The organism is Streptomyces sp. cg40 (assembly GCF_050320165.1).
GTDB classification, from domain to species: Bacteria; Actinomycetota; Actinomycetes; order Streptomycetales; family Streptomycetaceae; genus Streptomyces; species Streptomyces hokutonensis.
On record NZ_CP190128.1, the window covers coordinates 10,359,189 to 10,381,255 of the forward strand.

The 22,067-nt window shown below is 70.2% G+C and carries 21 protein-coding genes; 10 read left to right on the forward strand and 11 right to left on the reverse strand.

All coding sequences use genetic code 11. The annotated features are described in order from the left end of the window. Window positions 1-26: 26 nt before the first annotated feature. The 5 genes from ACQHII_RS46660 to ACQHII_RS46680 all read right to left on the reverse strand — a co-directional run bounded on the left by ACQHII_RS46660 (window position 27) and on the right by ACQHII_RS46680 (window position 5,367). Window positions 27-1,223, reverse strand: coding sequence for a Gfo/Idh/MocA family protein (locus ACQHII_RS46660; RefSeq protein ID WP_427925002.1), 1,197 nt, complete (start codon window positions 1,221-1,223; stop codon window positions 27-29). Between the two features lie 191 nt (window positions 1,224-1,414). After that, the gene (locus tag ACQHII_RS46665) at window positions 1,415-2,272 is read right to left on the reverse strand and encodes a sugar phosphate isomerase/epimerase family protein (protein ID WP_427925003.1); all 858 of its coding nucleotides are present in this window, start codon (window positions 2,270-2,272) and stop codon (window positions 1,415-1,417) included. Between the two features lie 91 nt (window positions 2,273-2,363). Next, the gene (locus ACQHII_RS46670) at window positions 2,364-3,266 is read right to left on the reverse strand and encodes an ATP-binding cassette domain-containing protein (protein WP_427925004.1); all 903 of its coding nucleotides are present in this window, start codon (window positions 3,264-3,266) and stop codon (window positions 2,364-2,366) included. Window positions 3,267-3,271: 5 nt separating this feature from the next. Beyond that, entirely contained in the window at window positions 3,272-4,348 is a 1,077-nt protein-coding gene (locus tag ACQHII_RS46675) for an ABC transporter permease (protein ID WP_427925005.1), read from the reverse strand. Further along, window positions 4,348-5,367 carry a sugar ABC transporter substrate-binding protein gene (locus ACQHII_RS46680; protein ID WP_427925006.1) on the reverse strand — a complete coding sequence of 340 codons (1,020 nt, stop codon included), beginning with the start codon at window positions 5,365-5,367 and terminating at the stop codon, window positions 4,348-4,350. Before ACQHII_RS46680 ends, ACQHII_RS46675 begins: the two co-directional genes overlap by 1 nt. 328 nt (window positions 5,368-5,695) lie before the next feature. Between ACQHII_RS46680 and ACQHII_RS46685 the strand changes: the two genes are divergently transcribed. After that, window positions 5,696-6,724 (forward strand): LacI family DNA-binding transcriptional regulator, encoded by a 1,029-nt coding sequence (locus ACQHII_RS46685; RefSeq protein ID WP_427925007.1) that lies wholly within the window; start codon window positions 5,696-5,698, stop codon window positions 6,722-6,724. 214 nt (window positions 6,725-6,938) lie between these two features. Then, complete coding sequence (locus tag ACQHII_RS46690) at window positions 6,939-7,106, forward strand: hypothetical protein (RefSeq protein ID WP_427925008.1); 168 nt, start codon at window positions 6,939-6,941, stop codon at window positions 7,104-7,106. Window positions 7,107-7,137: 31 nt separating this feature from the next. Here ACQHII_RS46690 and ACQHII_RS46695 read toward each other — a convergent pair whose 3' ends face one another. Next, entirely contained in the window at window positions 7,138-7,863 is a 726-nt protein-coding gene (locus tag ACQHII_RS46695) for a response regulator transcription factor (protein WP_427925009.1), read from the reverse strand. 237 nt (window positions 7,864-8,100) lie between these two features. Beyond that, window positions 8,101-9,591, reverse strand: a complete 1,491-nt coding sequence (locus ACQHII_RS46700; protein WP_427925010.1) for an MFS transporter — start codon at window positions 9,589-9,591, stop codon at window positions 8,101-8,103. Window positions 9,592-9,754: 163 nt separating this feature from the next. Between ACQHII_RS46700 and ACQHII_RS46705 the strand changes: the two genes are divergently transcribed. Further along, window positions 9,755-10,399 carry a TetR/AcrR family transcriptional regulator gene (locus ACQHII_RS46705; protein WP_427925559.1) on the forward strand — a complete coding sequence of 215 codons (645 nt, stop codon included), beginning with the start codon at window positions 9,755-9,757 and terminating at the stop codon, window positions 10,397-10,399. A gap of 83 nt (window positions 10,400-10,482) precedes the next feature. Here ACQHII_RS46705 and ACQHII_RS46710 read toward each other — a convergent pair whose 3' ends face one another. Continuing rightward, window positions 10,483-10,929, reverse strand: a complete 447-nt coding sequence (locus tag ACQHII_RS46710) for a nuclear transport factor 2 family protein (protein ID WP_427925011.1) — start codon at window positions 10,927-10,929, stop codon at window positions 10,483-10,485. 146 nt (window positions 10,930-11,075) lie between these two features. On the opposite strand from ACQHII_RS46710, the gene ACQHII_RS46715 reads away from it, so the two are divergent. Continuing rightward, a complete protein-coding gene (locus tag ACQHII_RS46715; RefSeq protein WP_427925012.1) occupies window positions 11,076-12,644 on the forward strand; it encodes a DHA2 family efflux MFS transporter permease subunit in 1,569 nt (522 codons plus the stop codon). Window positions 12,645-12,682: 38 nt separating this feature from the next. Here the strand turns inward: ACQHII_RS46715 and ACQHII_RS46720 are convergent, their stop codons facing one another. From ACQHII_RS46720 to ACQHII_RS46730, 3 genes are read right to left on the reverse strand one after another with little or no spacing between them, the layout of a single operon-like run. Beyond that, on the reverse strand, window positions 12,683-13,420 hold the full coding sequence (locus tag ACQHII_RS46720) for an SDR family oxidoreductase (RefSeq protein WP_427925013.1): 738 nt from the start codon (window positions 13,418-13,420) through the stop codon (window positions 12,683-12,685). Window positions 13,421-13,447: 27 nt separating this feature from the next. Further along, the gene (locus ACQHII_RS46725) at window positions 13,448-14,500 is read right to left on the reverse strand and encodes a 3-oxoacyl-ACP synthase III family protein (RefSeq protein WP_427925014.1); all 1,053 of its coding nucleotides are present in this window, start codon (window positions 14,498-14,500) and stop codon (window positions 13,448-13,450) included. Window positions 14,501-14,537: 37 nt separating this feature from the next. Continuing rightward, window positions 14,538-15,701, reverse strand: coding sequence for a zinc-binding alcohol dehydrogenase family protein (locus ACQHII_RS46730; protein ID WP_427925015.1), 1,164 nt, complete (start codon window positions 15,699-15,701; stop codon window positions 14,538-14,540). A 154-nt stretch (window positions 15,702-15,855) separates the two neighbouring features. Here ACQHII_RS46730 and ACQHII_RS46735 point away from each other — a divergent pair, with 154 nt between their 5' ends. The 6 genes from ACQHII_RS46735 to ACQHII_RS46760 are packed head-to-tail and all read left to right on the forward strand — an operon-like array spanning window position 15,856 to window position 22,027. After that, entirely contained in the window at window positions 15,856-16,482 is a 627-nt protein-coding gene (locus tag ACQHII_RS46735) for a class I SAM-dependent methyltransferase (protein WP_427925016.1), read from the forward strand. After that, complete coding sequence (locus ACQHII_RS46740; protein ID WP_427925017.1) at window positions 16,479-17,339, forward strand: hypothetical protein; 861 nt, start codon at window positions 16,479-16,481, stop codon at window positions 17,337-17,339. Before ACQHII_RS46735 ends, ACQHII_RS46740 begins: the two co-directional genes overlap by 4 nt. After that, entirely contained in the window at window positions 17,336-17,848 is a 513-nt protein-coding gene (locus tag ACQHII_RS46745; RefSeq protein WP_427925018.1) for a hypothetical protein, read from the forward strand. Before ACQHII_RS46740 ends, ACQHII_RS46745 begins: the two co-directional genes overlap by 4 nt. Beyond that, window positions 17,833-19,593 (forward strand): fatty acyl-AMP ligase, encoded by a 1,761-nt coding sequence (locus tag ACQHII_RS46750; RefSeq protein ID WP_427925019.1) that lies wholly within the window; start codon window positions 17,833-17,835, stop codon window positions 19,591-19,593. The genes ACQHII_RS46745 and ACQHII_RS46750 overlap by 16 nt, the downstream gene beginning before the upstream one ends. Further along, complete coding sequence (locus tag ACQHII_RS46755; protein WP_427925020.1) at window positions 19,590-21,182, forward strand: type I polyketide synthase; 1,593 nt, start codon at window positions 19,590-19,592, stop codon at window positions 21,180-21,182. Before ACQHII_RS46750 ends, ACQHII_RS46755 begins: the two co-directional genes overlap by 4 nt. Then, entirely contained in the window at window positions 21,179-22,027 is an 849-nt protein-coding gene (locus ACQHII_RS46760) for an LLM class F420-dependent oxidoreductase (RefSeq protein WP_427925021.1), read from the forward strand. Before ACQHII_RS46755 ends, ACQHII_RS46760 begins: the two co-directional genes overlap by 4 nt. The last annotated feature ends 40 nt before the right edge of the window (window positions 22,028-22,067 follow it).

Sequence of the window (22,067 nt, forward strand, 5' to 3'; positions counted from 1 at the left end):
CCTCGGTATGGGTGGGGTGCGGGTGGTCAGGCGGCGGGCGGGACTGCGACGGCGACGCCGCCGGCCTGCGAGGACTCGACGATCGCGCGGATGATCTCCATGGTCCGCAGTCCCTCGGCGAACGTGGCGCAGGCCGGGAGCGGTTCGGCGACGCCCGCGACCTGGTCGAGGAACGCACGGGCCTGGTAGATGAAGTTGTCGGCGTTGCTCGCGCCCACACCCGGTGCCTCCATGGGCACCCCGCCCGCGAAGTACGGCAATTGGGGTCCGGCGATGATCTGCCGGGCGCCTCGGGTACGGGCGTCGGGCTGGGCGTCGTCGAAGAGGTACTCGGCCGGCCGGTGCTGGTCGAACGCGGCCCGCCCGCCGACCCCGAGGACGTCGAACGCGAGCCCGTTGGGCAGGCCGAAGCCGGTGCGGGTGACGGAGAAGGTGCCGACGAGCCCGGATTCGAAGCGGGCGGTGAAGGACGCGGTGTCCTCGTTCTCCACCTCGCCGAACTCGTCCGAGACGGGGGCCGCGTTGTGCCCGACGACCGCGCCCAGCGGCAGCGGACGCTTGGCGATCTGGGTGGACAGGGTGGCGCCGGAGACGGAGGTGATGGGCCCGGCGACGTACTCGGCGGCGTCGATGACATGCGAGCCGACATCACCGAGTGCGCCGGAACCGGCACCCCCCTTGAAACGCCAACTCAGCGGCCCCTTGGGGTCGGTGGCGTAGTCGCACCAGTAGCGCCCGCTGAAGAGCGTGAGGTCACCCAGCTCGCCGCGCCGCACATGGTCGCGGATCGCGGCGATACCGGGGGAGCGGCGGAAGGTGTAGCCGACGGCGGTGACGACATCGGCGGAGCGCTCCAACTCGGCCATCGCACGGGCGTCTTCGAGCGAGCCGGCCAGCGGCTTCTCGCACAGCACGTGCTTCCCGGCGGCGACCAGCGCTTCGGCGATCGGCCGGTGCAGCGCGTTCCCTACGACGATGCTGACGGCGTCGATCGTGGGGTCCTCGGCGACGGCCTCCCAGCTCGGCAGCGCCTTCTCGAAGCCGTAGCGGCGGGCGGCGTCCTCGGCGAGCGCGGTGTTGGCGTCGGCTATCGCGGCCAGCCGGACCGGGGGCAGCCCCGCCCCGAACACGGTGCTGGCGTTGCGGTATCCGGCGGCGTGACTGCGGCCGGCCATACCGGCGCCGATCACCGCGACGGACAAGGGCTTGGCGGAGGAGGTCATGAGGTGTCCCTTGAGAAGAGAGGTCAGGTGGGGGCGGGCGAGGCTGGGATGGCCGGGCGGGCGGCGGTGCGTGTCCTTGGGCCCGTGCCGAGCGGAGAGTGAGCTCCGCTCGGCACGGGTGACTTGAAGCGCTTTAGGAGCGCATGTGGCGGAGCGTTGTTTCCGAGCGGAATGGCCATGCCATCGGTTTGCTACGACGATGCGGCGAGGTATTCGTCGATCTTCGCGCGCATGAACAGCGAGGATTCCTTGGCCCGTTCCTCCCAGGCGAAGACGCACGCCGTGAGGGTGCCGTCGAAGTCGTTGTCCCGCAGAGCCCGGAACAGCTCGTCGAAGTCGACCTCGCCCTGGCCCATGTCGAGATGTTGGTGGATCCGGGCGGTGGTGCCGGGCGGGTTGAGGATGTAGCGGTTGCCGGAGGACGCGTTGTGGTCGAACGCGTCGGCCAGGTGGACATGGGTGAGCAGATCGCCCGCGTGCCGGACGATGCCGGGGGCGTCGTCACCGATGTGGAAGGTGTGCGGGGCGCAGTAGAGGAAGCTGACGCTCGGGTGGTTGATGCCCCGGATGAAGTCGACCGCCTGGTGGCCGTCCTCGATGAAGTCGTCCGGGTGCGGTTCCAGGGTCAGCCGGATGCCCTCCTGTTCGAAGAGCGGGAGGAGTTCGTCCATCGACTTCCAGAACTGGGCCTCGCTGCGGTCCGCTTCCTCGGGCCGGCCGTTGAACTCGGAGATCATGCTGTCCACGCCCAGCTCGGAGGCGATCTGGATGGACCGTTTCCAGTAGCGCACGGCGGCCTGTCGGGCGTCCTCGTCGGGGCCGGACCAGCGGAACAGCGGGAGCAGGGAGGAGATTCCGACGCCGGCTGCGTCGAGCGCCTTGCGGAATTTGCGTACGGTGGCGTCGTCCACGCGGGGGTGGCGGAAGAACGGGATGAAGTCCTCGCGGGGGGAGAGCTCGATCCACTCGTAGCCCAACTCGGCGACCACGCCGGGTAGTTCGAGCAGCGGGACGTGCCGGATCATGTACGGGTCGAGGGCGATCTTCATGAGGGAATGCCTTCGGGTGTAGGGGAGCGGGGGCGCGTCGGGCAAAGCCGTCCGCTTGTGCGGGCGTACGGCCGAGGTCCTGATGTCGTCGTCAGCCGACGCTTTCGACCGTGGCCTTGAGGTCCTTCTCCTCGGGGAGTTCTTCGACGTCGACGCCGCGGACCTGGGACAACTCGTGCTTGAGTGCGGCGAGTTCGGTGCCGCCGGCCATGTGGTTGGTGAGTTCTTCGAGGGTGATGGCGCTGCGTTCGGCGGAGAGTTCCATGGTGCCCGGGCGCAGGACGCTGAAGTGGTCGCCGACCATGTAGGCGTGGTGGGGGTTGTGGGTGATGAAGATGACGCCGAGGCCGCGTTCGCGGGCTGCGGCCACGTACTTGAGGACCACGCCGGACTGCTTGACGCCGAGGGCGGCGGTGGGTTCGTCGAGGATGAGGACGCGGGCGCCGAAGTAGACGGCGCGGGCGATGGCGACGCACTGGCGCTGGCCGCCGGAGAGGGTGCCGATGGGCTGGTCGAGGTTGTCCAGGACGATGCCCATGTTGCGCAGTTCCTCGTCGGCGGTCTGCTTCATCTTCTCGATGTCGAGGCGGCGGATCGGCCAGGGGCCCTTGGTCATCTCGGAGCCGAGGAAGAAGTTGCGCCACACCGGCATCAGCGGGACGACGGCCAGGTCCTGGTAGACGGTGGCGATACCGCGGTCGAGTGCCTGGCGGGGGGTGGTGAAGTGCACCGGCCGGCCGTCGACGAGGAACTCGCCCTCGGTGTGCTGGTGCAGGCCGGAGATGATTTTGATCAGGGTGGACTTGCCGGCGCCGTTGTCGCCCAGGACGCAGGTGACCTGGCCGGGGCGGACTTCGAGGTCGACGCCGTGCAGGGCACGGACGTTGCCGTAGGACTTGCCGGCGTTGCGGAGCCGGACGAGGGGATGGTCCCCGCCGGTGGCCGGCGTGTCGGTCAGGATCGCGCCGTGGGTGCCGGTCGTGTTGTCGGTCATCGAGGTCACCTCCGGGTCGCGGTGCGCTGCACCCACAGATTGATCATGACGGCGCCCAGCAGCATCACGCCCAGGAACGCCTTGAACCAGTCGGGGTTCCAGCCGGCGTAGACGATGCCCTGCTGGACCATGCCGAACATGAACGCCCCGAACACCGGGCCGATCGCCGAGCCGGCGCCGCCGGTCAGCAGGCAGCCGCCGATCACGGCCGCGGAGATGTAGATCAGCTCCTGGCCGACGCCCTCGCCGGACTGCACGGTGTTGAAGGAGAACAGCTGGTGCATGCCGATGAACCAGGCACCGAAGCCGACCAGCATGAACAGCGAGATCTTCGTGAACGCCACCGGGACACCGACGGCGCGGGCGGAGTCCTTGTTGCCGCCGACCGCGAAGATCCAGTTGCCGTACTTCGTGCGCAGCAGCACCCAGGTGGCGATCGCCGCGAACACCAGCCAGTACACGATGGTGATCTTCACGTTGACGCCGCCGACCTCGAACGAGGACGCGAAGACCTTCTTGGCCTGGCCGAAGCCGTCCATGTTGCTGATGTCGTCGGTCGCCACGTTGCCGGTGACCAGCTTGGTGACGGCGAGGTTGACGCCCTGGAGGATCAGGAAGCTGCCCAGGGTGACCAGGAAGCTCGGCAGGCCGGTCTTGACGACCATCCACCCGTTGAGGAACCCGATCCCCAGCGACACCAGGAGAGCGACGATCACACCGACCCACACGTTCATGGTGAGCTGGTAGCTGAGCATGCTCGCGGTCAGCGCCGAGGTGATCACCGCGACACCGGCGGAGAGGTCGAACTCCCCGCCGATCATCAGCAGCGCCACCGGCAGGGCCATGATCCCGATCGTCGACGAACTGTAGAGAATGTTCGCCATCGACGCGCCGTCCCGCACCGGCGGAGCGGCGATCAGGAAGAAGACATAGACGGCGAGGGCACCGAGGAAGACACCGACCTCCGGACGAGCCAACAGCCTTATCGGCAAGGGCCGTTCAGAGGTCCGGCCATGCGTCTCCGGCGGGCCGGGGGCCGGCGGTGTGGTCACCGCCGGCTCGGTCTGGTGGGTCGTACTCATCAGCGGGTGCCCTTTGCGGCGAACTTCGCCACCGTGTCGACATTCGTCTTGTCGACGAAGGCCGGGCCGGTCAGTACGGGCTGCTCACCACCACCGCTGTAATTGCCGTTCGTCTTGTAGAGCCACAGCGAGTCGACCGCCAAGTAGCCCTGGAGATAGGGCTGTTGGTCGACGGCGAACTGAATGCTGCCCTTCTCGATCGCGGAGATGAGGTCCTTGTTGAGGTCGAAGGTGGCGACCTTCGCCTTGCTGCCGGCGTCAGACAGCGACTGCACCGCCGTCAGCGCGAACGGCGCGCCGAGGGTGACCACCTCGTCGACGGTCTTGTCCTGCGTGAGCTTGGCGGTGATCGTCGACTTCACCGACGGCATGTCCGTGCCGTTGACGTAGAGGATGTCGGTCTTGCCGGTGAAGGTCTTCTTCACGCCGGCGCAGCGCTGTTCGAGGTTGACGTCGCCCTGGGCCTGGATGACGCACAACGCGTGCTTGGCGCCTGTGGAGTTGAGCTTGGTGCCGAGTGCCTGCCCGGAGACGGACTCGTCCTGGCCGAAGAAGGACAGCAGGCCCTGCTTCTTCCAGTCGCTGAGCCCGGCGTTGAAGCCCACGACGGGGATGCCGGCCTGCTCGGCCTTGGCGACGACGTCCTTCATGGCGTCGGGCTTGGCCAGGGTGACGGCGATGCCGTCGACCTTCTGGTCGATCGCGTTCTGCACCAGGTTGGCCTGGTCGGCTGCGGTCTCGTCGTTCGAGTAGATCAGCTTGATGTTGTCCTTGGCGGCGGCGGCCTCGGCGCCCTTGCGGATGGTGTCCCAGAAGGTGTCGCCGGAGGGCGCGTGGGTGACCATCGCGATGGTCATGCGGGGTGTGGTCGCCTTGCCCGCGGAGACGTTCCCCGCCGACTCGTCGGACTTCTTGCCGCCCGAGCTGCTGGAGCAGCCCGCGAGGGTGAGGGCGGCCGCGGCGGCGACGGCCACGACGGGGGCGATTCTGCGATGGCGGGGAAGGGCTGTACGGCTCATGGTTCGTGCACCTCGCTGTGCGGCTGGAAGAGGTCGAAGAGGTAGCAGGACGGAGGGTCCGCCACTGCTTGATGGGCCGGGCTCGGAAGGGAGGACCGGAGCGGGCTCACCTGGAGCGGTGGCGGCCGGATGCACCGTCCGCGACCGCCTGTCCGCCTTGTGGGCGATGTCGACGGTGAGCGCGTGTCCCCGCCGGTCGCGGCGACGAGCCAACGGCCTTCGTTGGAACGTCAGGACAATTTAAAGCGCTTTAATTCCTGGTACTATCGACTCGTTTCGAGAGCGTGTCAAGGGCGTTGCGCGAGAAGAATGCGGCCGGGAGGCACAAGTGGAGGACGCTGGGGCGGAACGCCGCCGGGCCGAGAAGAAGCGCCCACGGCTGGAGGACGTGGCGGCACGCGTAGGCGTTTCCACCGCGTCCGTCTCCCTGGTGCTGCGGGGTGTGGCGGGCCCCAGCGAACGCACACGGCAGCGTGTCCTGAAAGCCGCCGCCGACCTCGGTTACCAGGTGGACCGCACCGCCAGCCTGCTGGCCAGCAGGCGCACCCGGATGCTCGGCGTGATGGTCGACGTCCACAGCCCCTTCCACGCGGACCTGGTCGAGCACCTCCACTCGGCCGCCGAGGAGGTCGGCTACGACCTCGTCCTGAGCACCCAGACCCGCACCCGCGACGAGCGCACCGCCATCGAGACGCTGCTGGCCTTCCGTAGCGAGGCGCTGATCCTGCTGGGCCCGACCGCTCCCGTCGACACGCTCGCCGCACTCGACGGCAAGGCCCCCGTCATCGTCGTGGGCCGGCGCATCGAGGAAGGGGAACTGGACGTGGTCCGCACCGCGGACGACGACGGCGTGGGCCAGATAGTCGACCGCCTCGTGGCGCTCGGGCACCGCGAGATCACCTACGTCGACGGCGGCAGGGGCGTGATCGCCACCGACCGCCGTCGCGGCTACCGGACCGCCATGCGGCGGCACGGTCTGGACGCGCACATCAGGGTGCTGCGCGGCGACCACACCGAGGCGGCCGGCGAGCGCGCCGCCCGCCACCTCCTGGAGGCGGGCGAACTCCCCACCGCCGTGGTCGCGTTCAACGACCAGAGCGCGATCGGCGTCCTGGCCGCTCTCGCCCGCGCCGGTGTCTCCGTACCCGGCGAGGTGTCCGTCGCGGGATACGACGACGACAGGCTCTCCCGCCTGAGCTGCTTCGACCTGACCACGGTCAGCCAGGGGGCGGAGGAACAGGCCCGCTACGCGGTGGCCGCGGCGGTGGAACGCCTCGACCAGGGCCGTACCGAACCCCGCGAGGTCGTTCTCGCCCCGCACCTCGTCGTACGCCGGACCACAGCCGAGCCGCGCTGACGTTGTCCGTGGCGGTCGCCCGTGCGCACGGCCGACTCAGGTGTGAGCGGGCGTGCCCCGAGCCTTCGGTAGATCACCTCTCACATGACCGCATGGATCACTTGCGCAGCCAGGCCTTCAGTTGCTCACGGGTCCGGTGCCGGCCGGGGCGATGCCCGAGTGGACCGCGAACCGGCCCAACGCCGTCCCAGAAGCCAATGAGCCTTCGGGTGTCGTGGAAGACGGACCTGTGGTGCTGACCGCGATCACCGCGGCCGGGCCGGCCATCGTCGGCCGGGGCCGCCGACTGCGCGGTCGGCGCAGGCCTGCGACCGGGGAATCGGCGGCCACGGCCACGGTCACAGCCTCGTCCGAGGCCGCCGCAGACAACGGTCCGGGTTGATCCGCCGAGTGTGGCGCCCCTGTTCCCCGCGCTACGAGGCCCCCTGCTCGGGCGGCTGATGGGGCACCAGGCCCGAGCGCAGGGCCACGGCCACGGCGGTCGTGCGGTTGCGGCAGTTCAACTTGGCGAAGATGTGGGCGACATGGCGTTTGACACCGTGCTCGGTGATGCCCATGTCGCGGGCGATCTGACGGTTGCTCAGGCCCGCCGCCATGAAGCCGAGGGTCTCCGCCTCCCGCTCGGTGAGGGAGGGGGCGGTGGAGGCCGACGCGGCCGAGTTGCCCGCCAGATGCAGGAGTTGGCGTACGGCCTGTCGGGAGACGACGACCGTGTCGTGGGCCCGGTGGGCCAGGGCCTCGGCCATCGCGGGACCCCGCAGGTCCTCGGAATGGACCACGGCGTCCACGGGAAAGCCCGTCAGATCCTCGAAGCGCTCGTGTGCCTGTATGCGCAGGACCATGACGATGTGCGTGTCCGACCTGGTCATGAGACCCACCAGGGGCGCCATGTCGTGGTGGTCGACCTCGGAGGAGAGGACCAGGGTCAGCGGGGCGCCCAGTCCCTCGACGGGGACGCTCGCCGAGGTGGCGACCGAGGTCACGGATGCGCGGGGACGGGAGTCCTCCAGCGCCCGCCGGATCAGGGTCCGGGAACCGGGGTCTGGGTCGATCAGCAGGATGTGGCCGTCCGGACACTCCTTCGGGTGTGGACCGTAGCGCTCGGACGTGGTGTTGCGGCCCCCCGTGGCCGACGTCATGAATACGGAGCCCGATGACAACAGGAACGGTCTTCCCCCATGACGATGTCCCTCCCGCTAGACAGCGCACGATGCCTGCTCCCGGAAAGTACTATCGATCGCCGTAGTTGTGGAGTCAAGCGGTTGTCGCTGCCCCGCCACCCGGACACGACGGGGGATTTGTGGTCCGGGTGGCGGGAGTCGGTGTGCGCCGGACGGCGCTGCGCGAACCGGAGTTCGGCGGTCCGCGGCGGCCGGTCAGTGCGCGAAGACCGGTCCCTGCGAGGGGTCGGGGCGACCGCGCGGCAGCAGGATGCCGCCGAGCACCGCGGCGCTCAGGGCGATCACCGCACAGGCCGTGAACGCGCTGTCGAAACCGTTCACCGGCGGTGCCGCGGAGCCGCCGTCGAGGCTCGTCCCGGCGACCGTGGCCACGACCGCCACACCGAGGGAGGCACCCAGTTCGTGACAGGTGTTCACCAGGCCCGAGGTGAGCCCCATGTCCTCGTGCGGCACCCCGCTCATCGCGCTGGTGGTGGCGCAGACGAACCCCGCGCCCAGGCCGACCGCGCCGACCAGGAATCCCGGCAGCACCTGCGTCCACGCGCTCCCGCCTGCCTCGACCCGGGACAGCAGCAGGCTGCCGGCCGCGCCGAGCGCGAAGCCGCCGACCGCCACGGGCCGCCAGCCGAACAGGGCGATCAGGTGTGAACTGAAATGCGCGCCCAGGGTGATGGCGACCGCCACCGGGAGGAAGACCAGCCCCGTCTTCAGGGCGCTCAGCCCCAGGACGTGCTGCAGATAGAGCGAGCAGAGGAAGAACGTGGAGATCAGCACGCCGGAGGCGGCGAGCATGACGAGGCCGCCGCCGACCAGATTGCGCCGCGTCAGGACGGACAGCCGGACCAGCGGCACCCGCACCGACCGCTCCACGGCCACGAACACGCCCGCGCAGAGGACCGCGCCCAGCAGGGGCAGCACCACCGAGGCGGAACCGAAGCCGTGGTCGCGGGCCTGGACGAGACCGTAGATCAGCAGACCGGGGGCGGCCGTCATGGTGAGTGCCCCGGCCGGGTCGATGCCCTTGCGGGACTCTGCGGAGTGTCCGTGGGGGTGCCCGGCCGGCTCCTTGAGCAGGAACGCCACGCAGCCGAACACCACTGCCCCGATCGGGACGTTGACGAAGAAGATCCACCTCCAGCCGAGACTGGTGGTGAGCACACCGCCGAGCAGCACGCCGAACGCCGCACCGCTGCCGCCGATCGCCGCCCAGACCCCCAGCGCCCGATTGCGCTCGGGGCCGTCGAACATCGACGTGATGATCGCCATGGCGGCGGGGGAGAGCAGGGCCGCGCCCACCCCCTGGGCGGCGCGCGCGGCGATCAGAGTGCCGCCGCCCTCGGCCAGACCGGACATCAGTGACGCCGAGGTGAAGACGACAAGCCCGGTGAGGAACATCCGCTTGCGGCCGAACGCGTCGCCGGCGCGCCCGCCGAGAAGCAGCAGGCTGCCGAAGCACAGCGTGTACGCCGTCACCGCCCAGGTGAGCTGGCCCGGGCCGAGGCCGAGCGAGTCGCCGACCGTGGGCAGCGCGACGTTGATGACCGTGACGTCGACGATCAGGAGGAACTGGGCCATGCACAGCAGGGCCAGTGTCGCCCAACGGCGGGGCGCGGGCGGGCCGTTCCCCTCTCCATGGTGCTGGACGGGGTGGTGGGCGGGGCCGTGAGGAGGGCTCTCCTGAGTCACCGGCACTCCTGATCTCTAACAGTGCTGTAAGGGCTCTATTGTCGGGACCCTAGCCGAAAGTGAACGCGACTGTAAGGGTTTATCGGCGATCGTGGTCCGGCGGGCGCTCCTCGGCCGGGTCGGCCTTGCCCGTTTCAAGCGGTCGTTTTAGATTGGGTCCGTGATGGACAAGGGCGGGTCCGCGTCGGCCGACACCAAGGGGCGGATCCTCGATGTCGCCGAGCGGCTGTTCGGGGAGCGCGGCTACGCGGGGACCTCGCTGCGCGCCGTGACGGTGGCCGCCGCTGCCAACGTGGCCGCGGTCAACTACCACTTCGGATCGAAGGAGGGGCTGCTGCGGGCGGTCGTCGACCGGGCCATGGCTCCGGTCAACGGAGCACGGCAGCGCCTGCTGGACGGGTTGCTGGCCGACGGCGGCAAGCCTGAAGTGGCCGACCTCGTCGAGGGGTTCGTGCGCACCGGGGCGAGCCTGGCGCGCTCGCGGGAGGGTGACGCGCCGGCCCTCGCCCGCTTCCTGGGCCGGGTGGTGTGCGAACCGGATCCGGAGATCCGCCGACTGTTCGCCGACGAGGTCGGGGCGGTCGAGGGCCGGTATCTGGAGGAGCTCGCCCGTGCGCTGCCCACCCTCTCCGCCGACGAGGTCGGCTTCCGCTACCGGGTCATGATCGGCCTGCTCGCCCTGCATCAGGCGGGCACTCTCGCCGACCTGGCCCCCCGGGGCGCGCGCGACGGAGCGCCGCCCGAGGGTCCGGACGAGGAGACCGAGCGGCTCGTGGCGGCCGTACTGGCCGTCTTCCGGGCCCCCTGAGGCAGGGTGAACGGGCGGAAGCTGTAACGGAGTTACCGCCCCCGCAGGTCCAACTCGCCTGCCCGGGGCGGCCGGTGACGCGATCAGCCGAGGTCGAGCGTGTGGCCGGCCTCGACCGCTCCCGCCATGATCTTCGCCGCGTAGTCGGTGTCCGTGTACTCCCTGATGGCCGCGATGCGGTCGCCGCGGATCTCGTAGACATGTGAGTACCGGTTCTCGTAGACCGCGCCGTGGAGCAGCCGGCCGTGGCTGACCGCCTCGGCCGAGACCACGTCGCCCTCCGCGATCAGCCGGGTGATCTCCGTCCGGGGCTCACCCGGCTCGAAGATCGCCAGCATGGTCGGGAGGATGCGGCCGAGGACCACCTTCTTCTCGTGCGTGCCGGCGGCCGGTATCTCGCGTGCGCAGACCGTCCAGGTGGCGTCGTCCGCGAGGAGCGCGTCCAGACCGGCGAGGTCCTGCCGGTTGAGCGCGTCGATGAAGGCGCGCACCGTCTCCTTGTTCTTCTCCGTGATCGCCTGCGAACTCATGCCTGCCTCCGGTGACTTGGGATCCGACGTGCCCTGTTGCGGGCCTCGGCGCGGCTGTCGTACGGTGGTTTAAAACACTCGCTTGAAACGAGTGCTTGTATCGATGGGGTCTGCCTCGCACGGCAGGGCCGCGCAAGGAGCGGAACATGGAGCAAACGCAGGGGACGGCCGCCCCTCCGCAGGCGGACGCGCCGTTCGGACTCGTACGACGCCGGGTCGTCCTGGCGGTCATGTGCGTCGCCCTGATGATGATCGTCAGCATGGTGGTCGGCCTGACCGTGGCGCTGCCGGGCATCGCCCGGGACACCGGGGCCGGTCAGGCGGAACTGCTGTGGATCATGAACGCCTACGGCCTCGTCTTCGCCGGGTTCCTGCTGCCGGCCGGAGCGCTCGGCGACCGGTACGGACGCAAGGGCATGCTGCTGGTCGGCGTGCTGGTCTTCGGGGCGGCGTCGGCGGCGGCGCTGTGGGTGGACAGTCCGAGCGTGCTGATCCTGCTGCGGGTGGCGGCCGGTCTGGGCTCGGCCATGATCATGCCGATGACGCTCTCGATCGTGACCACCGTCTTCCCGTCCGAGGAGCGGGCGGGGGCGGTGGCCGTCTGGTCGGCGGTCGCCGCAGGCGGTGCGCTGCTGGGACTCCTGATCTCCGGCGCCCTGCTGGAGTCCTTCTCCTGGCGGTCCGTGTTCGGGCTGAGCACCGGACTCGCGGTCCTGTCGGCCGTACTGGTCGCCCTCCTCGTGCCGACCTCGAAGGACCCCGAGGGACTGCCCGTCGACGTCCTGGGGGCGCTGCTGTCGGTCGTCGGACTCTGCGCGGTGGTGTACGCGATCATCGAGGGACCCGAGCGCGGGACGACCGACCCGGTCGTCCTGCTGGCCGCGATCGGCGGTGGCGCGGCCCTGGTGGGCTTCGTGCTGTGGGAGCTGCGGGTCGAGCATCCGCTGCTCGATCCCCGGTTCTTCCGGATCGGCGCCTTCGCGGCCGGCTCGATCGTGATCGTCATGGCCAGCGTGGCGACCTTCGGGCTCTTCTTCGTGATGCTCCAGTACCTCCAGTGGCTGAAGGGCTATTCGCCGCTGGTCGCGGGCCTGTCCTTGATGCCCATGACCGTCGCCGTCGGGGCGGTGTCGCCGCTCGCACCTGTCCTGGTGCGGCGCGCGGGACTGCGGGTCGTGCTCACCGCGGCCATGGTCGTGATGGCCGTGGGCATGGGCGTGCTCACCACCCTGGACAAGAACTCCTCCTACGTTCCGGTGCTGTTGGGCACCACGGTGGTCGGCGCGGGCATCGCGCTGTGCCTGGCGCCTGCCACCGACTCGATCGTCGCCTCTCTGCCGGCGGCCAAGCAGGGTGTCGCGTCCGCCGTCAACGACGTCACCCGTGAGGTCGGGGGAGCGCTGGGGGTGGCGATCCTGGGCAGCGCGTTCAACAGCGGCTACCGCTCCGGCATCGGCGACCGCAGCGACACGATCCCCGCCGACTCGCTGGGCGCGGCACGCGACTCCATCGACGCCGCGCTGACGCTCGCGGAGCGGATCGGCGGCGCGACCGGCGCGCGGGTGGCCGATGCGGCACGCCTCGCCTTCGCCGACGGTCTGGACCGGGCGATGCTGGTCGCCGCGCTCTTCGTGGTGGTCGGCGCCGGTGCCGTACTGGTGCTGGCCCCGGGACGGTCCGAGAGCGTACGCCTTCAGGAGAAGCAGCCGGGCTGACGCGGCGCCGGGTTCCCTTCGGCGCGCGGGAGTCGCCATCAGATCGACATCCCGCCGTCGACGGGGAGCACGGTACCGGTGACGTAACCGGCCTGATCGGACGCCAGATAGGCCAGCGCCCAGGAGATCTCGCCGGCCGGGGCGAAGTACCCGGCGGGGATGATGCTCTTGAGGCTTTCGCGCCGCTCGTCGGGGAGGGAGCTGATCATGCGGGTCTCGGCCACCGGGGAGATCGCGTTGACCGTGACCCCGAACCGGACCAGTTCCTTGGCGGCGGTTTTGGTGAAGCCGATGATCCCCGACTTCGCCGCGGAGTACGCCGTCTGGCCCGCGTTGCCGTGGATCCCGGCGTACGACGTCACATTGATCACCCGCCCCCGGCCCTGTCGGCGGAAGTGCGGTGTGCAGGCCCGGACGAAACGGAACGGCCCGCCGAGGTGCACGGCGAGGACCGAGTCCCAGTCCTCGTCGCTGAGGTTCCACAGCATGCGGTCCCGGAGGATTCCCGCGTTGTTGATCAGGACGTCGATCCGGCCCGTGTCCGCGACGACGTCCGCCACGACGCTCTCGACCTCGGCGGTACGCGTCACGTCCACCTCGGCGAAACGAGCCCCCTCCAGATCGTCCGCGGCCTCCTTGAGACGGGCGCCGTCCCGGCCCACCAGCCATACGACGGCTCCGGCGCCGTGGAAGAACCGGGCGGCGGCCAGTCCGATGCCCCGGCCGGCGCCGGTGACGACGACCGTGCTTCCGGTGAAGTCATAGGTGACATGCACGAGTTGGGTCCCCCTCCTGGGCGTGGTTCACGCCCGGTGTGTCACGAAGTCCTCGGCGCCGCACCAGCGGACGAGAGCCGCTCCGTAGTTGAGTCCGCCGCCGAAGGCGGTGAGAAGCGCGAGCTGACCGGCGCGCAGCCGGCCCTGTTCGACGGCCTCGCGCAGCACCAGGGGCACCGACGCCCCGGAGGTGTTGCCGACACGTTCGATGTTCGTCAGCGTCTTGTGGCGGGGCTGGCCGAGCGCGTCCAGGATTCCGTGCACCAGATTGCGGTTGGCCTGGTGCAGAGCGAAGAAGTCGATGTCGTCCAGGTCCAGTCCGGCCTTCTGGACGAACTCGCGCATGAACTCGGGGACGACACCGAGCACGAACTCCTTGATGTCGCTGCCCCGCATGGTGATGAAGTTGTCCCCGAACGCGGACTTCTTCGGGCGGCCCTCCCGGTCCGTGCGTGCTTCCCGGGCCGCGTACACCGAGGTGTAGTGGGCCGGATCGCTGCGCAGCAGGACCTCGCCCACCCCCGTGCCGGGGCGGGTCGGCTCCAGGATGTAGCAGGCCGCCGCGTCGCCGAAGATGACGCCGACCGTGCGGTCCTCCGGGTCGAAGAGTTTCGTACCGACGTCGGTGAGCACCACCGCGACCCGCGGATAGCGGCCGGAGGCCACGTACTTCACGCCGACGTCCAGCGCGAACACGGCTCCCGGGCACCCTCCGCTGTTCACGTCGAAGCCCGGCGTGGCCGACATCCCCACCTTGCGCATGATGGCGGACGCCGTGTTGGGCAGCATGTGGTCGGGTGTGTACGTGCTGCAGACGACGAGGTCGATCTCGCCCACGGACAGGCCCAGTTGCCGGCAGGCGTCGGTCAGGGCCTTCGCCCCGAGGTCGGACGACCACTCGTCCGGCGCGGAGAAGCGGCGCTTCTCGATCCCTATGCGCTCACGGATCCACCGGTCGGTCGTCGGGAGCCGCTGTGCCAGTTCCGCGTTGGTGACGACACGTTCGGGAAGATGACGCCCGATCGCTCTGATCCCCACACCGGGCCGGTTCTCCACGCTGTTCGGGGCATGACTCGCCATTCGGTGATCTCCTTTCCCGGATTCTTGTGCGGGATTCTCAGGTCGGGTTCACGCGGTACAGCGGGAAATAGGAGTCGATCTTTCCGGCCGAGTAGTCCGCCGCGAGCTGCCCGACCTCGTCGAACTCGTATATTCCGGCCGGATCGACCGAGGGAATCCAGCCGGTGTCCTCCTGGAAGTCGCGTATGGTCGCACAGTCCGCGTAGCGCCAGACATGCGTGTTCACATGGAGATGCCGGTTGATGCATTCGCTGGCCCGCAGATGAAAGGTGCGCATTCCCTCCTTCCAGCCGACGGTGGTCACCACTCCCTGGCGCGCCAGGGCTTTTATCGTGGCCTTGTACAGCGGGGCACCTATGTTGTCGACGAATATGGCAGCGCCGGCTCCGTCGCTGAGGGCGTCGACCGTTTTGAGGAACTCCTTCTCGGAGGTGCGGTAGCGGGCCACCTCGGCCGGATCGGTCGGCGGGTGCTCGGGGTCGTGGGCCAGATGCGGAAAGAGCCGGCGATCCACCGCGGTGATGCCGAGACCGGTGAGTTCGGCGAGCCGGCCGTCGGATCCGGCCGTCATCGCGACCCGGAATCCGGCGCGCTTCGCCAGCAGCAGCTCGGCCAGCACCACACCGCCGCCCCACCCGAAGACCAGATGCCCGCCGGGATCCTCGTCCCGCATCTGGGCCGACCAACACCGGTGCGCCACCTGCCAGTTGTCCCAGGCGGTGAAGTAGCGGGCGTAGGCGGCCCATTGGGGGAGCGAGAACCTGCTGTCGTCGGGCAGGGGCAGCAGCAGGTCCGCCGCCATCTTCGTGCGGCGCGCCAACAGCCCCACCGTGCGCGGGGCGTCGTAGGCGTAGATGAGTTCGGCGTAGCCGTAGGGGTCGCGTTTCGCGAAGGGCATCACCATGCAGATCTGCCCCTCCCCGAGCGACGAGGACGGGCCCGCGCCGAGAACGCGCACGATGCCGAGATTTCCCAGAACGACCGTTTCCTCGTCCCGTAAATGGCAGACATCGATCGGCCGGCGGGACAGCGCGTGCTCTATGTTCGCCTCCCAGGAGCCGTACAGTGGCTCGACCAACGCCTCCCGCTCGCCGGGGGCGGTGAAGGAATGGGACGCGCGGTGCAGAATCCCGGGCGGCCGGTCCTGCGTGCCGACGTCCTTCGGCCCTGCGTGCAGGACCCAAGCATCAGTGTGGATCACATTCGCCTCCCTCGGCCACGGGAAATACCGTAGCGACGAAAACGCGTCAGAAGCAACAGTCCAACTCTTTTCTACGAAAGCGTAGTTCTACGTTTTCGTAGAAATTCAATGGCCTATTGCGACGGTTCGGTCCCGGGGTCTAGAGTCGCCCGACATGGGAAACGGCCGCGTATCACACGTGCTCGCCCGACAGTACGACCGCCTCTCCGAGAGACTCGAAAGAGGAATAGGCGGACCCCAGTTGCGCACCACTCTGGTCGGCGATCTGACCGGCCGGGTGGTGGAGATCGGGGCGGGCACCGGACGTAATCTTCCGTACTACACAAAGGCAGACCACGTAGTGGCTGTCGAACCCTCCGCGGGAATGCGCGCACAGGTGGCCGGGAAACTGCACAGCACGGTTCCGACGGTCGAACTGGTCGATGCGACCGGTGAGCATCTCCCTTTTGCCGACGGGGAGTTCGACGCCGCCGTCGCGTTCCTTCTCCTGTGCGTCGTCGACGACCTGGACGCCGTACTGACGGAGATCCGCCGGGTCCTGAAACCCGGCGGACGACTGTCCTTCTTCGAGCACGTCCGTGACGACGGCAGGCGCGGCCGGGCCCAGGACCTGGCCGCCCCGCTACTGCGCCGCGTGCAGTTCGGCTGCCGGCCCAACCGGCCCTCCGTCGCACGCATGGAGGCCCTGGGCTTCGACGTCCGGCTCTCCGACCCGGTGCGCCTGAGCCCCAAACCGCCGCTGAGCGGGCCCTACTACAGCGGAACGGCGATCCGGCTGTGACCGCCCCGACCGTCTTCGCCGACGCCCTCGAAGAGGTGCAGTTCCGGGTCCCCTACAGCAGCGCCGCCTCCTACCACGAGTACTACGGGACGGGAGCGCCGCCCTGGCGGCTGGGCCGTGGCTGCGGCTGGCAGACCTTCGAGGTCGCCCGGCTCGTCGAGGAACGCTGCGGGGCCCGGCCGACCCATCTGTACGCCGGCGGCCACTCGCCCGCGACGTACCTCACCCAGGACGGCATCACCGTACTCGACCCCTATCTGCCGCACGTCGAGCCGCTGCGGCTGGCCCGCGCGGACGCCGTGTCCGGAGCGGTGCGCGCGGGCATCGACGCCTACCCGATCCGCAGCCGCCCCGACGGCACCCCCGCGCCCTCCCGGCTCGGCGGGACCTGGTGGGTGGCCGACGGAGTCCTGCTGCTGGAGTACGCGCGCTTCAGCCCGCGCCGGTCGGCCATGGTGACCCATCGCGCGTTCACCTTCCACCTGGCCACCGAACTGCCCGCCTTCCCGGTGCCCGACGGATTCGCCCGCCGGCTGCTCCTCGAACCGATGCAGAACAACCTGTCCATCCGGGCCCTGCACCGCGGCGAACGCACGATCGGCGAACTCGTCCTGCCCTTCACCGGGCGCCCCCGCGAGCAGCTCGTGGACCCCGCCTTCCTGATCGCCAAGGACAACCAGGGCGCCGTCAGCCGGGCCGGAACCCCCGGCTTCCACCGCGTCCTGGACCTGATCGCCGACGCCGTGGACGGCACCCCCGAGGAAGTCACCGCGTACGTCATGGACGCGGCGGCGATCTACCACCGGGTCGTACCGCCCGACCAGAAATGGCCCGACTACTCGGCGGAGGACGAGTGACCACCAGCTTCTTCCTGGCCGGCGTCATGCAGGGCGGCCGGCGCGCCGTCGACGCGGCCGACCAGTCCTACCGCACCGCGCTGCGCGCGACGATCGAGAAGACCTGCCCCGACCCGGTCGTGCACGACCCCCACGAACTGGTCCTGGAGCGGTACGGCGACCGGGTGCCCGAACTCCGGCAGGCACTCGCCGCCGTCGCCGACACCCCCGTCGTGGTCCGCGGGCTGCTCGACCCCCGGGTGCTCGAACTCCTCGACGTGTTCCACGAGATGACCTGGCTCGCGGCGGCCAGCGACATCTGTGTCGCCTGGCTGCCCGGACACGAACCGAGCATGGGCACCGCCGCCGAGATGTACGCCGCCTACACCGCCGGACGGACCGTCGTCACGATCACCGACATGCGCTACAACGTGGCGGTCCTGTCGTGCTCGACCGTGATCCTGCCCGGTCTGGCGGCCTTCTCCGACTGGCTCGCCGAGAAAGGTGATCCGCTGTGCACGACATCGTGACGCCGGCCCTGCGGGACGAGATCGCGTCGCTCGACCACGGCTTCGCCGCAGCGGTCCGCGAACGGGCCCGGGAGCGTCCCGACGCGACGGCCATGACCTTCCTCGACTACGACACCGACTGGACCGGCCGGAGCATCCGGCTGACCCGCGGCGAACTCGACGCCCGGGCCACCGCCATGGCCCGACGACTACGCAAGTCGGCGCGCCCGGGCGACCGGGTGGCCATCCTCTGCCCCAACGGCCCCGAATACGTGGCCACTTTCCTCGGCTGCCTCTACGCCGGACTGCTGCCCGTGCCGCTGCTGCCCCCCGAACTCCAGCGCCGAGCCGAGCGGTTGGCGCCCACCCTCGCCGACTGCACCCCCTCGGTGGTGGTCACCCTCGCCCGGCACCGGAAGTCGGTCGACGAGGCGCTGGCCGCGGGCGCCTCCGCCGCGCACGTCGTCCTCGCCGACCAACTGGCAGGCGGACAAGGTGACGTGTGGATCCCCGTCGAGCCGGACCCCTCCGCCACGGCGTACCTCCAGTACACCTCCGGCTCGACCCGCAGGCCGGGCGGCGTCGAGGTCACCCACCGCAACATCGCGGTGTCGGTCGCCCAGCACGTCGACCGCCAACAGGTAGACGAGCACGCCACGATCGTCAGCTGGCTCCCCTTCTTCCACGACATGGGGCTCGTGTTCGCGCTCATCATGCCGCTGGCCGTGGGCATCCCCGCCGTGCAGCTGACCCCGTACGCCTTCATCCAGCAACCGCTGCGCTGGCTACGGCAGTTCGGGGAGCACCGCGGCACCCACACCATGATCCCCAACTTCGGCCTCGACGTATGCGTGGACGCCGTCCCGGAGGCGGACCGGGCCGGTCTCGACCTGTCCTCCGTGCGGTACTTCGGCAACGCCTCCGAACCCGTCCGGGCCCAGTCCCTGGAACGGTTCACCGAGGCCTACGCCCCGTACGGCTTCCGGCACACGGCCCACTCGCCGTGCTGGGGGCTCGCCGAGGCGACCCTGATCGTGACGGGCATCGGCGCGGACGCCGAGCCCGTGGTCGGCGCCTTCGACCGCGAGGCGCTCACCGCCGGACGCGTCGAACCGTGCGCCGACACGGACCCGGCCGCCCGCCGACTCGTGGGCTGCGGACCGGAGTTCCAGGGCCAGGACGTCCGCGTCGTCGACCCCGGCACCGGCCGCGAGGCAGTCCCGGGCGTGGTGGGCGAACTGCTCGTCCGGGGCGCCAACGTGTGCCGCGGCTACTGGCGGCGCGAGGACAGCGCCGACACCTTCGGGCGGCAACTCGACGGCACCGCCGACTGGATGAGCACCGGCGACCTGGGCTTCTTCCACGACGGGGAACTCTTCATCGCCGGCCGCGCCAAGGACGTCCTCATCGTCGACGGCCGCAACCACCACGCCATCGACATCGAGGTCACCGTCGAACAGGTCTCTCCCGCCGTGCGACGCGGCCACGTCGCCGCCTTCCCGATCGAGACCGGCGAGAGCGAACTCGCCGTCGTGGTAGTCGAGTTGCGCCCGGAGGCGACCGTCGACCCCGAGGAACTGCGCACCGCGATCCGCGCCGCCGTGGCCGACGCCCACGACATCGACCTGCACGACGTCGCGCTCGTCACCCGCGGCACGATCCCCAAGACGTCCAGCGGCAAGCTGCGCCGCCGCATCTGCCGGGACCTGTACCGCGACGGGGAACTCGCCGCACAGATCGTGGCCGCCGATCGGACGGCATCGTGACCGAGCTGCGCCCCTGGCTCGTGGCACGGCTGGCCCTCCTGTGCTCGGTCGCGCCCGACAGCGTCGACCTCGACCGGCCGTTTCGCGAGTACGGGCTCAGCTCGCGCAACGCGGTAGCGCTGTCGGGGCAGTTGGCCCAGTTCCTCGGCCGCCCGGTCGCCCCGACCGTCGTCTGGGAACATCCCACGGTGCGTCGGCTGACCGACCACCTGACGGACGCCCCGCCCCCCGAACCGGCCCGCGCCCCGGAGCCGGTCCCCGGCCGGAGCGACGACACCGCGCTCGCCGTCGTCGGCATCGGCTGCCGGCTACCGGGCGGGATCTCCTCACCCGGTGCGCTCTGGGAGTTCCTGTGCTCCGGCGGCGACGCGATCCGCGAGGTGCCCCAGGGCCGCTGGGAGGCGTACCGCCGTACCTCGCCCGCCCATGCCGCGGTCCTCGACCGCACCACCCGGCTGGGCGGCTACCTCGACGACATCGAGGGCTTCGACGCCGGGTTCTTCGGCATCCCGCCCGCCGAGGCGGCCGAACTCGACCCGCAGCAGCGGCTGTTCCTCGAAGTCGCCTGGGAGTCCCTCGAACACGCCGGGATCCCCGCCGACTCCCTCGCCGGCAGCCGCACCGGAGTGTTCGTCGGCGCGAGCGGCGACGACTTCGCCCGTCTGCGGATGGAGGACCTGCCCGGCATCACCGGCTGGTCCCTGCCCGGCACCACGCTCAGCGTGATCGCCAACCGGCTGTCCTACCTCCTCGACCTGCGCGGCCCGAGCCTCACCGTCGACACCGCCTGCTCCTCCTCGCTCGTCGCCCTGCACCTGGCCGCGCAGAGCCTGCTCACCGGAGAGAGCGAACTCGCCGTCGTCGCAGGCGTCAACGTCCTCCTCTCGCCCGCCGGCACCGTTTACGCCGACCGGGCCGAGGCCTCCTCACCGACCGGCCGGTGCCGGCCCTTCGACGCCGAGGCCGACGGCATCGTGCGCGGCGAGGGCTGCGTGAGTGTCGTACTCAAGCGCTACGGCGACGCGGTCCGCGCCGGCGACCGGGTGCTGGCCCTGGTGCGCGCCACCGCCACCAACCAGGACGGCCGGTCGAACGGGCTGACGGCGCCCAACCCGGCCGCCCAGCAGGACCTGCTCGGCCGGGCCTGCGCACGAGCCCGGATCGCGCCCGCCGCCGTGGGATACGTGGAGGCCCACGGAACCGGGACCCGCCTCGGCGACCCCATCGAGGCGGGCGCCCTGGGCCGGGCACTGGGCGGTCCGGACCGGGCGGGGAGCGGCCCGCTGCTCATCGGCTCGGTCAAGTCCAACCTCGGCCATCTGGAGGCGGCGGCAGGACTGGTGGGCCTGGTGAAGAACGTCCTCGCGCTGCACCACGGACGGATTCCCCCCACCCTCCACCACACCCGGCCCAACCCCGCCGTCCCGCTGTCCGACCTCGGGCTGGCAGTCGTCACGCGACTCACCGACTGGCCCGCGCCCGCGGGCGAACGCGTGGCCGGCGTCAGCTCCTTCGGCATCGGCGGGACCAACGCGCACGCCGTCCTCTGCGACCCACCCCGTACGCCCGCGACCGTGAGGACCCCATGAAGTTCGGACTGCTGTCCGTCGTCACCGACTTCTCCATCGACCCCGCCGAGCTGGGACGCCAGGCCGAGGAACGCGGCTTCGACTCCCTGTTCGTGCCGGAGCACACCCACATGCCCGTGCACATCGAGAGCGAACGGCCGGACGGCGGAGCGGTCGTCCCCGAGGCACTCCAGGGACTCGACCCGTTCGTCGCCCTGTCCGCCGTCGCCGCCTCGACCTCCACGCTGCTGCTGGGCACGGGCATCTGCGAGGTGCCGACCCGCGACCCGATCGTCCTGGCGAAACAGGTGGCCAGCCTCGACGTGATCTCCCGGGGCAGGTTCCTCTTCGGCGTGGGCACCGGATGGGTCCGCGAGGAACTGCTCAACCACGGCGTCGACCCGGCCACCCGCACCGCGCGCCTCATGGAGTACCTGGAGGTCATGCGGACCATCTGGACCGAGCACGAGGCCTCGTACGCCGGGGAGTTCGTCAAGTTCGACCCCATCGTCTCGCTGCCCAAACCCGTGCGCCGGCCGCACCCGCCGATCCTGATGGGCCTGACCGGCGCCAGGGCCCTGGACCGGGTGACGCAGGCGCGCGCCGAGTGGATGCCGATGTACGGCCTGGAGGGCGTCGGCCTCGCCGACCGGATCGCCCGGCTCAACGAACAGGCCGCCGACCTGGGCCTGGGACCCGTGCCGGTCACCGTGGTGGAGGTGCCGCCGGAGGAGGAGGCGGTCGCCCACTGCATCGAGGCGGGCGTCACCCGCTGCGTGTTCACCCTGCCCCCGGGCGAACGCGAGGACGTACTGCCGCTCCTGGACTGGTACACGGAACTGAGCGAACAGGCGGCATACCTGTGACGGCCCAACCGAGGGCGCGGACACGCCCGTTGCTCTTCCC

Excerpts from the sequence above, each read along its gene's own strand:
- ACQHII_RS46760 (WP_427925021.1), top strand. The coding sequence starts at position 21,179 with ATGAAGTTCGGACTGCTGTCCGTCGTCACCGACTTCTCCATCGACCCC.
- ACQHII_RS46660 (WP_427925002.1), bottom strand. The coding sequence starts at position 1,223 with ATGACCTCCTCCGCCAAGCCCTTGTCCGTCGCGGTGATCGGCGCCGGT.
- ACQHII_RS46675 (WP_427925005.1), bottom strand. The coding sequence starts at position 4,348 with ATGAGTACGACCCACCAGACCGAGCCGGCGGTGACCACACCGCCGGCC.
- ACQHII_RS46705 (WP_427925559.1), top strand. The coding sequence starts at position 9,755 with ATGGACAAGGGCGGGTCCGCGTCGGCCGACACCAAGGGGCGGATCCTC.
- ACQHII_RS46680 (WP_427925006.1), bottom strand. The coding sequence starts at position 5,367 with ATGAGCCGTACAGCCCTTCCCCGCCATCGCAGAATCGCCCCCGTCGTG.
- ACQHII_RS46725 (WP_427925014.1), bottom strand. The coding sequence starts at position 14,500 with ATGGCGAGTCATGCCCCGAACAGCGTGGAGAACCGGCCCGGTGTGGGG.
- ACQHII_RS46665 (WP_427925003.1), bottom strand. The coding sequence starts at position 2,272 with ATGAAGATCGCCCTCGACCCGTACATGATCCGGCACGTCCCGCTGCTC.
- ACQHII_RS46715 (WP_427925012.1), top strand. The coding sequence starts at position 11,076 with ATGGAGCAAACGCAGGGGACGGCCGCCCCTCCGCAGGCGGACGCGCCG.
- ACQHII_RS46695 (WP_427925009.1), bottom strand. The coding sequence starts at position 7,863 with ATGACGTCGGCCACGGGGGGCCGCAACACCACGTCCGAGCGCTACGGT.
- ACQHII_RS46735 (WP_427925016.1), top strand. The coding sequence starts at position 15,856 with ATGGGAAACGGCCGCGTATCACACGTGCTCGCCCGACAGTACGACCGC.
- ACQHII_RS46710 (WP_427925011.1), bottom strand. The coding sequence starts at position 10,929 with ATGAGTTCGCAGGCGATCACGGAGAAGAACAAGGAGACGGTGCGCGCC.
- ACQHII_RS46670 (WP_427925004.1), bottom strand. The coding sequence starts at position 3,266 with ATGACCGACAACACGACCGGCACCCACGGCGCGATCCTGACCGACACG.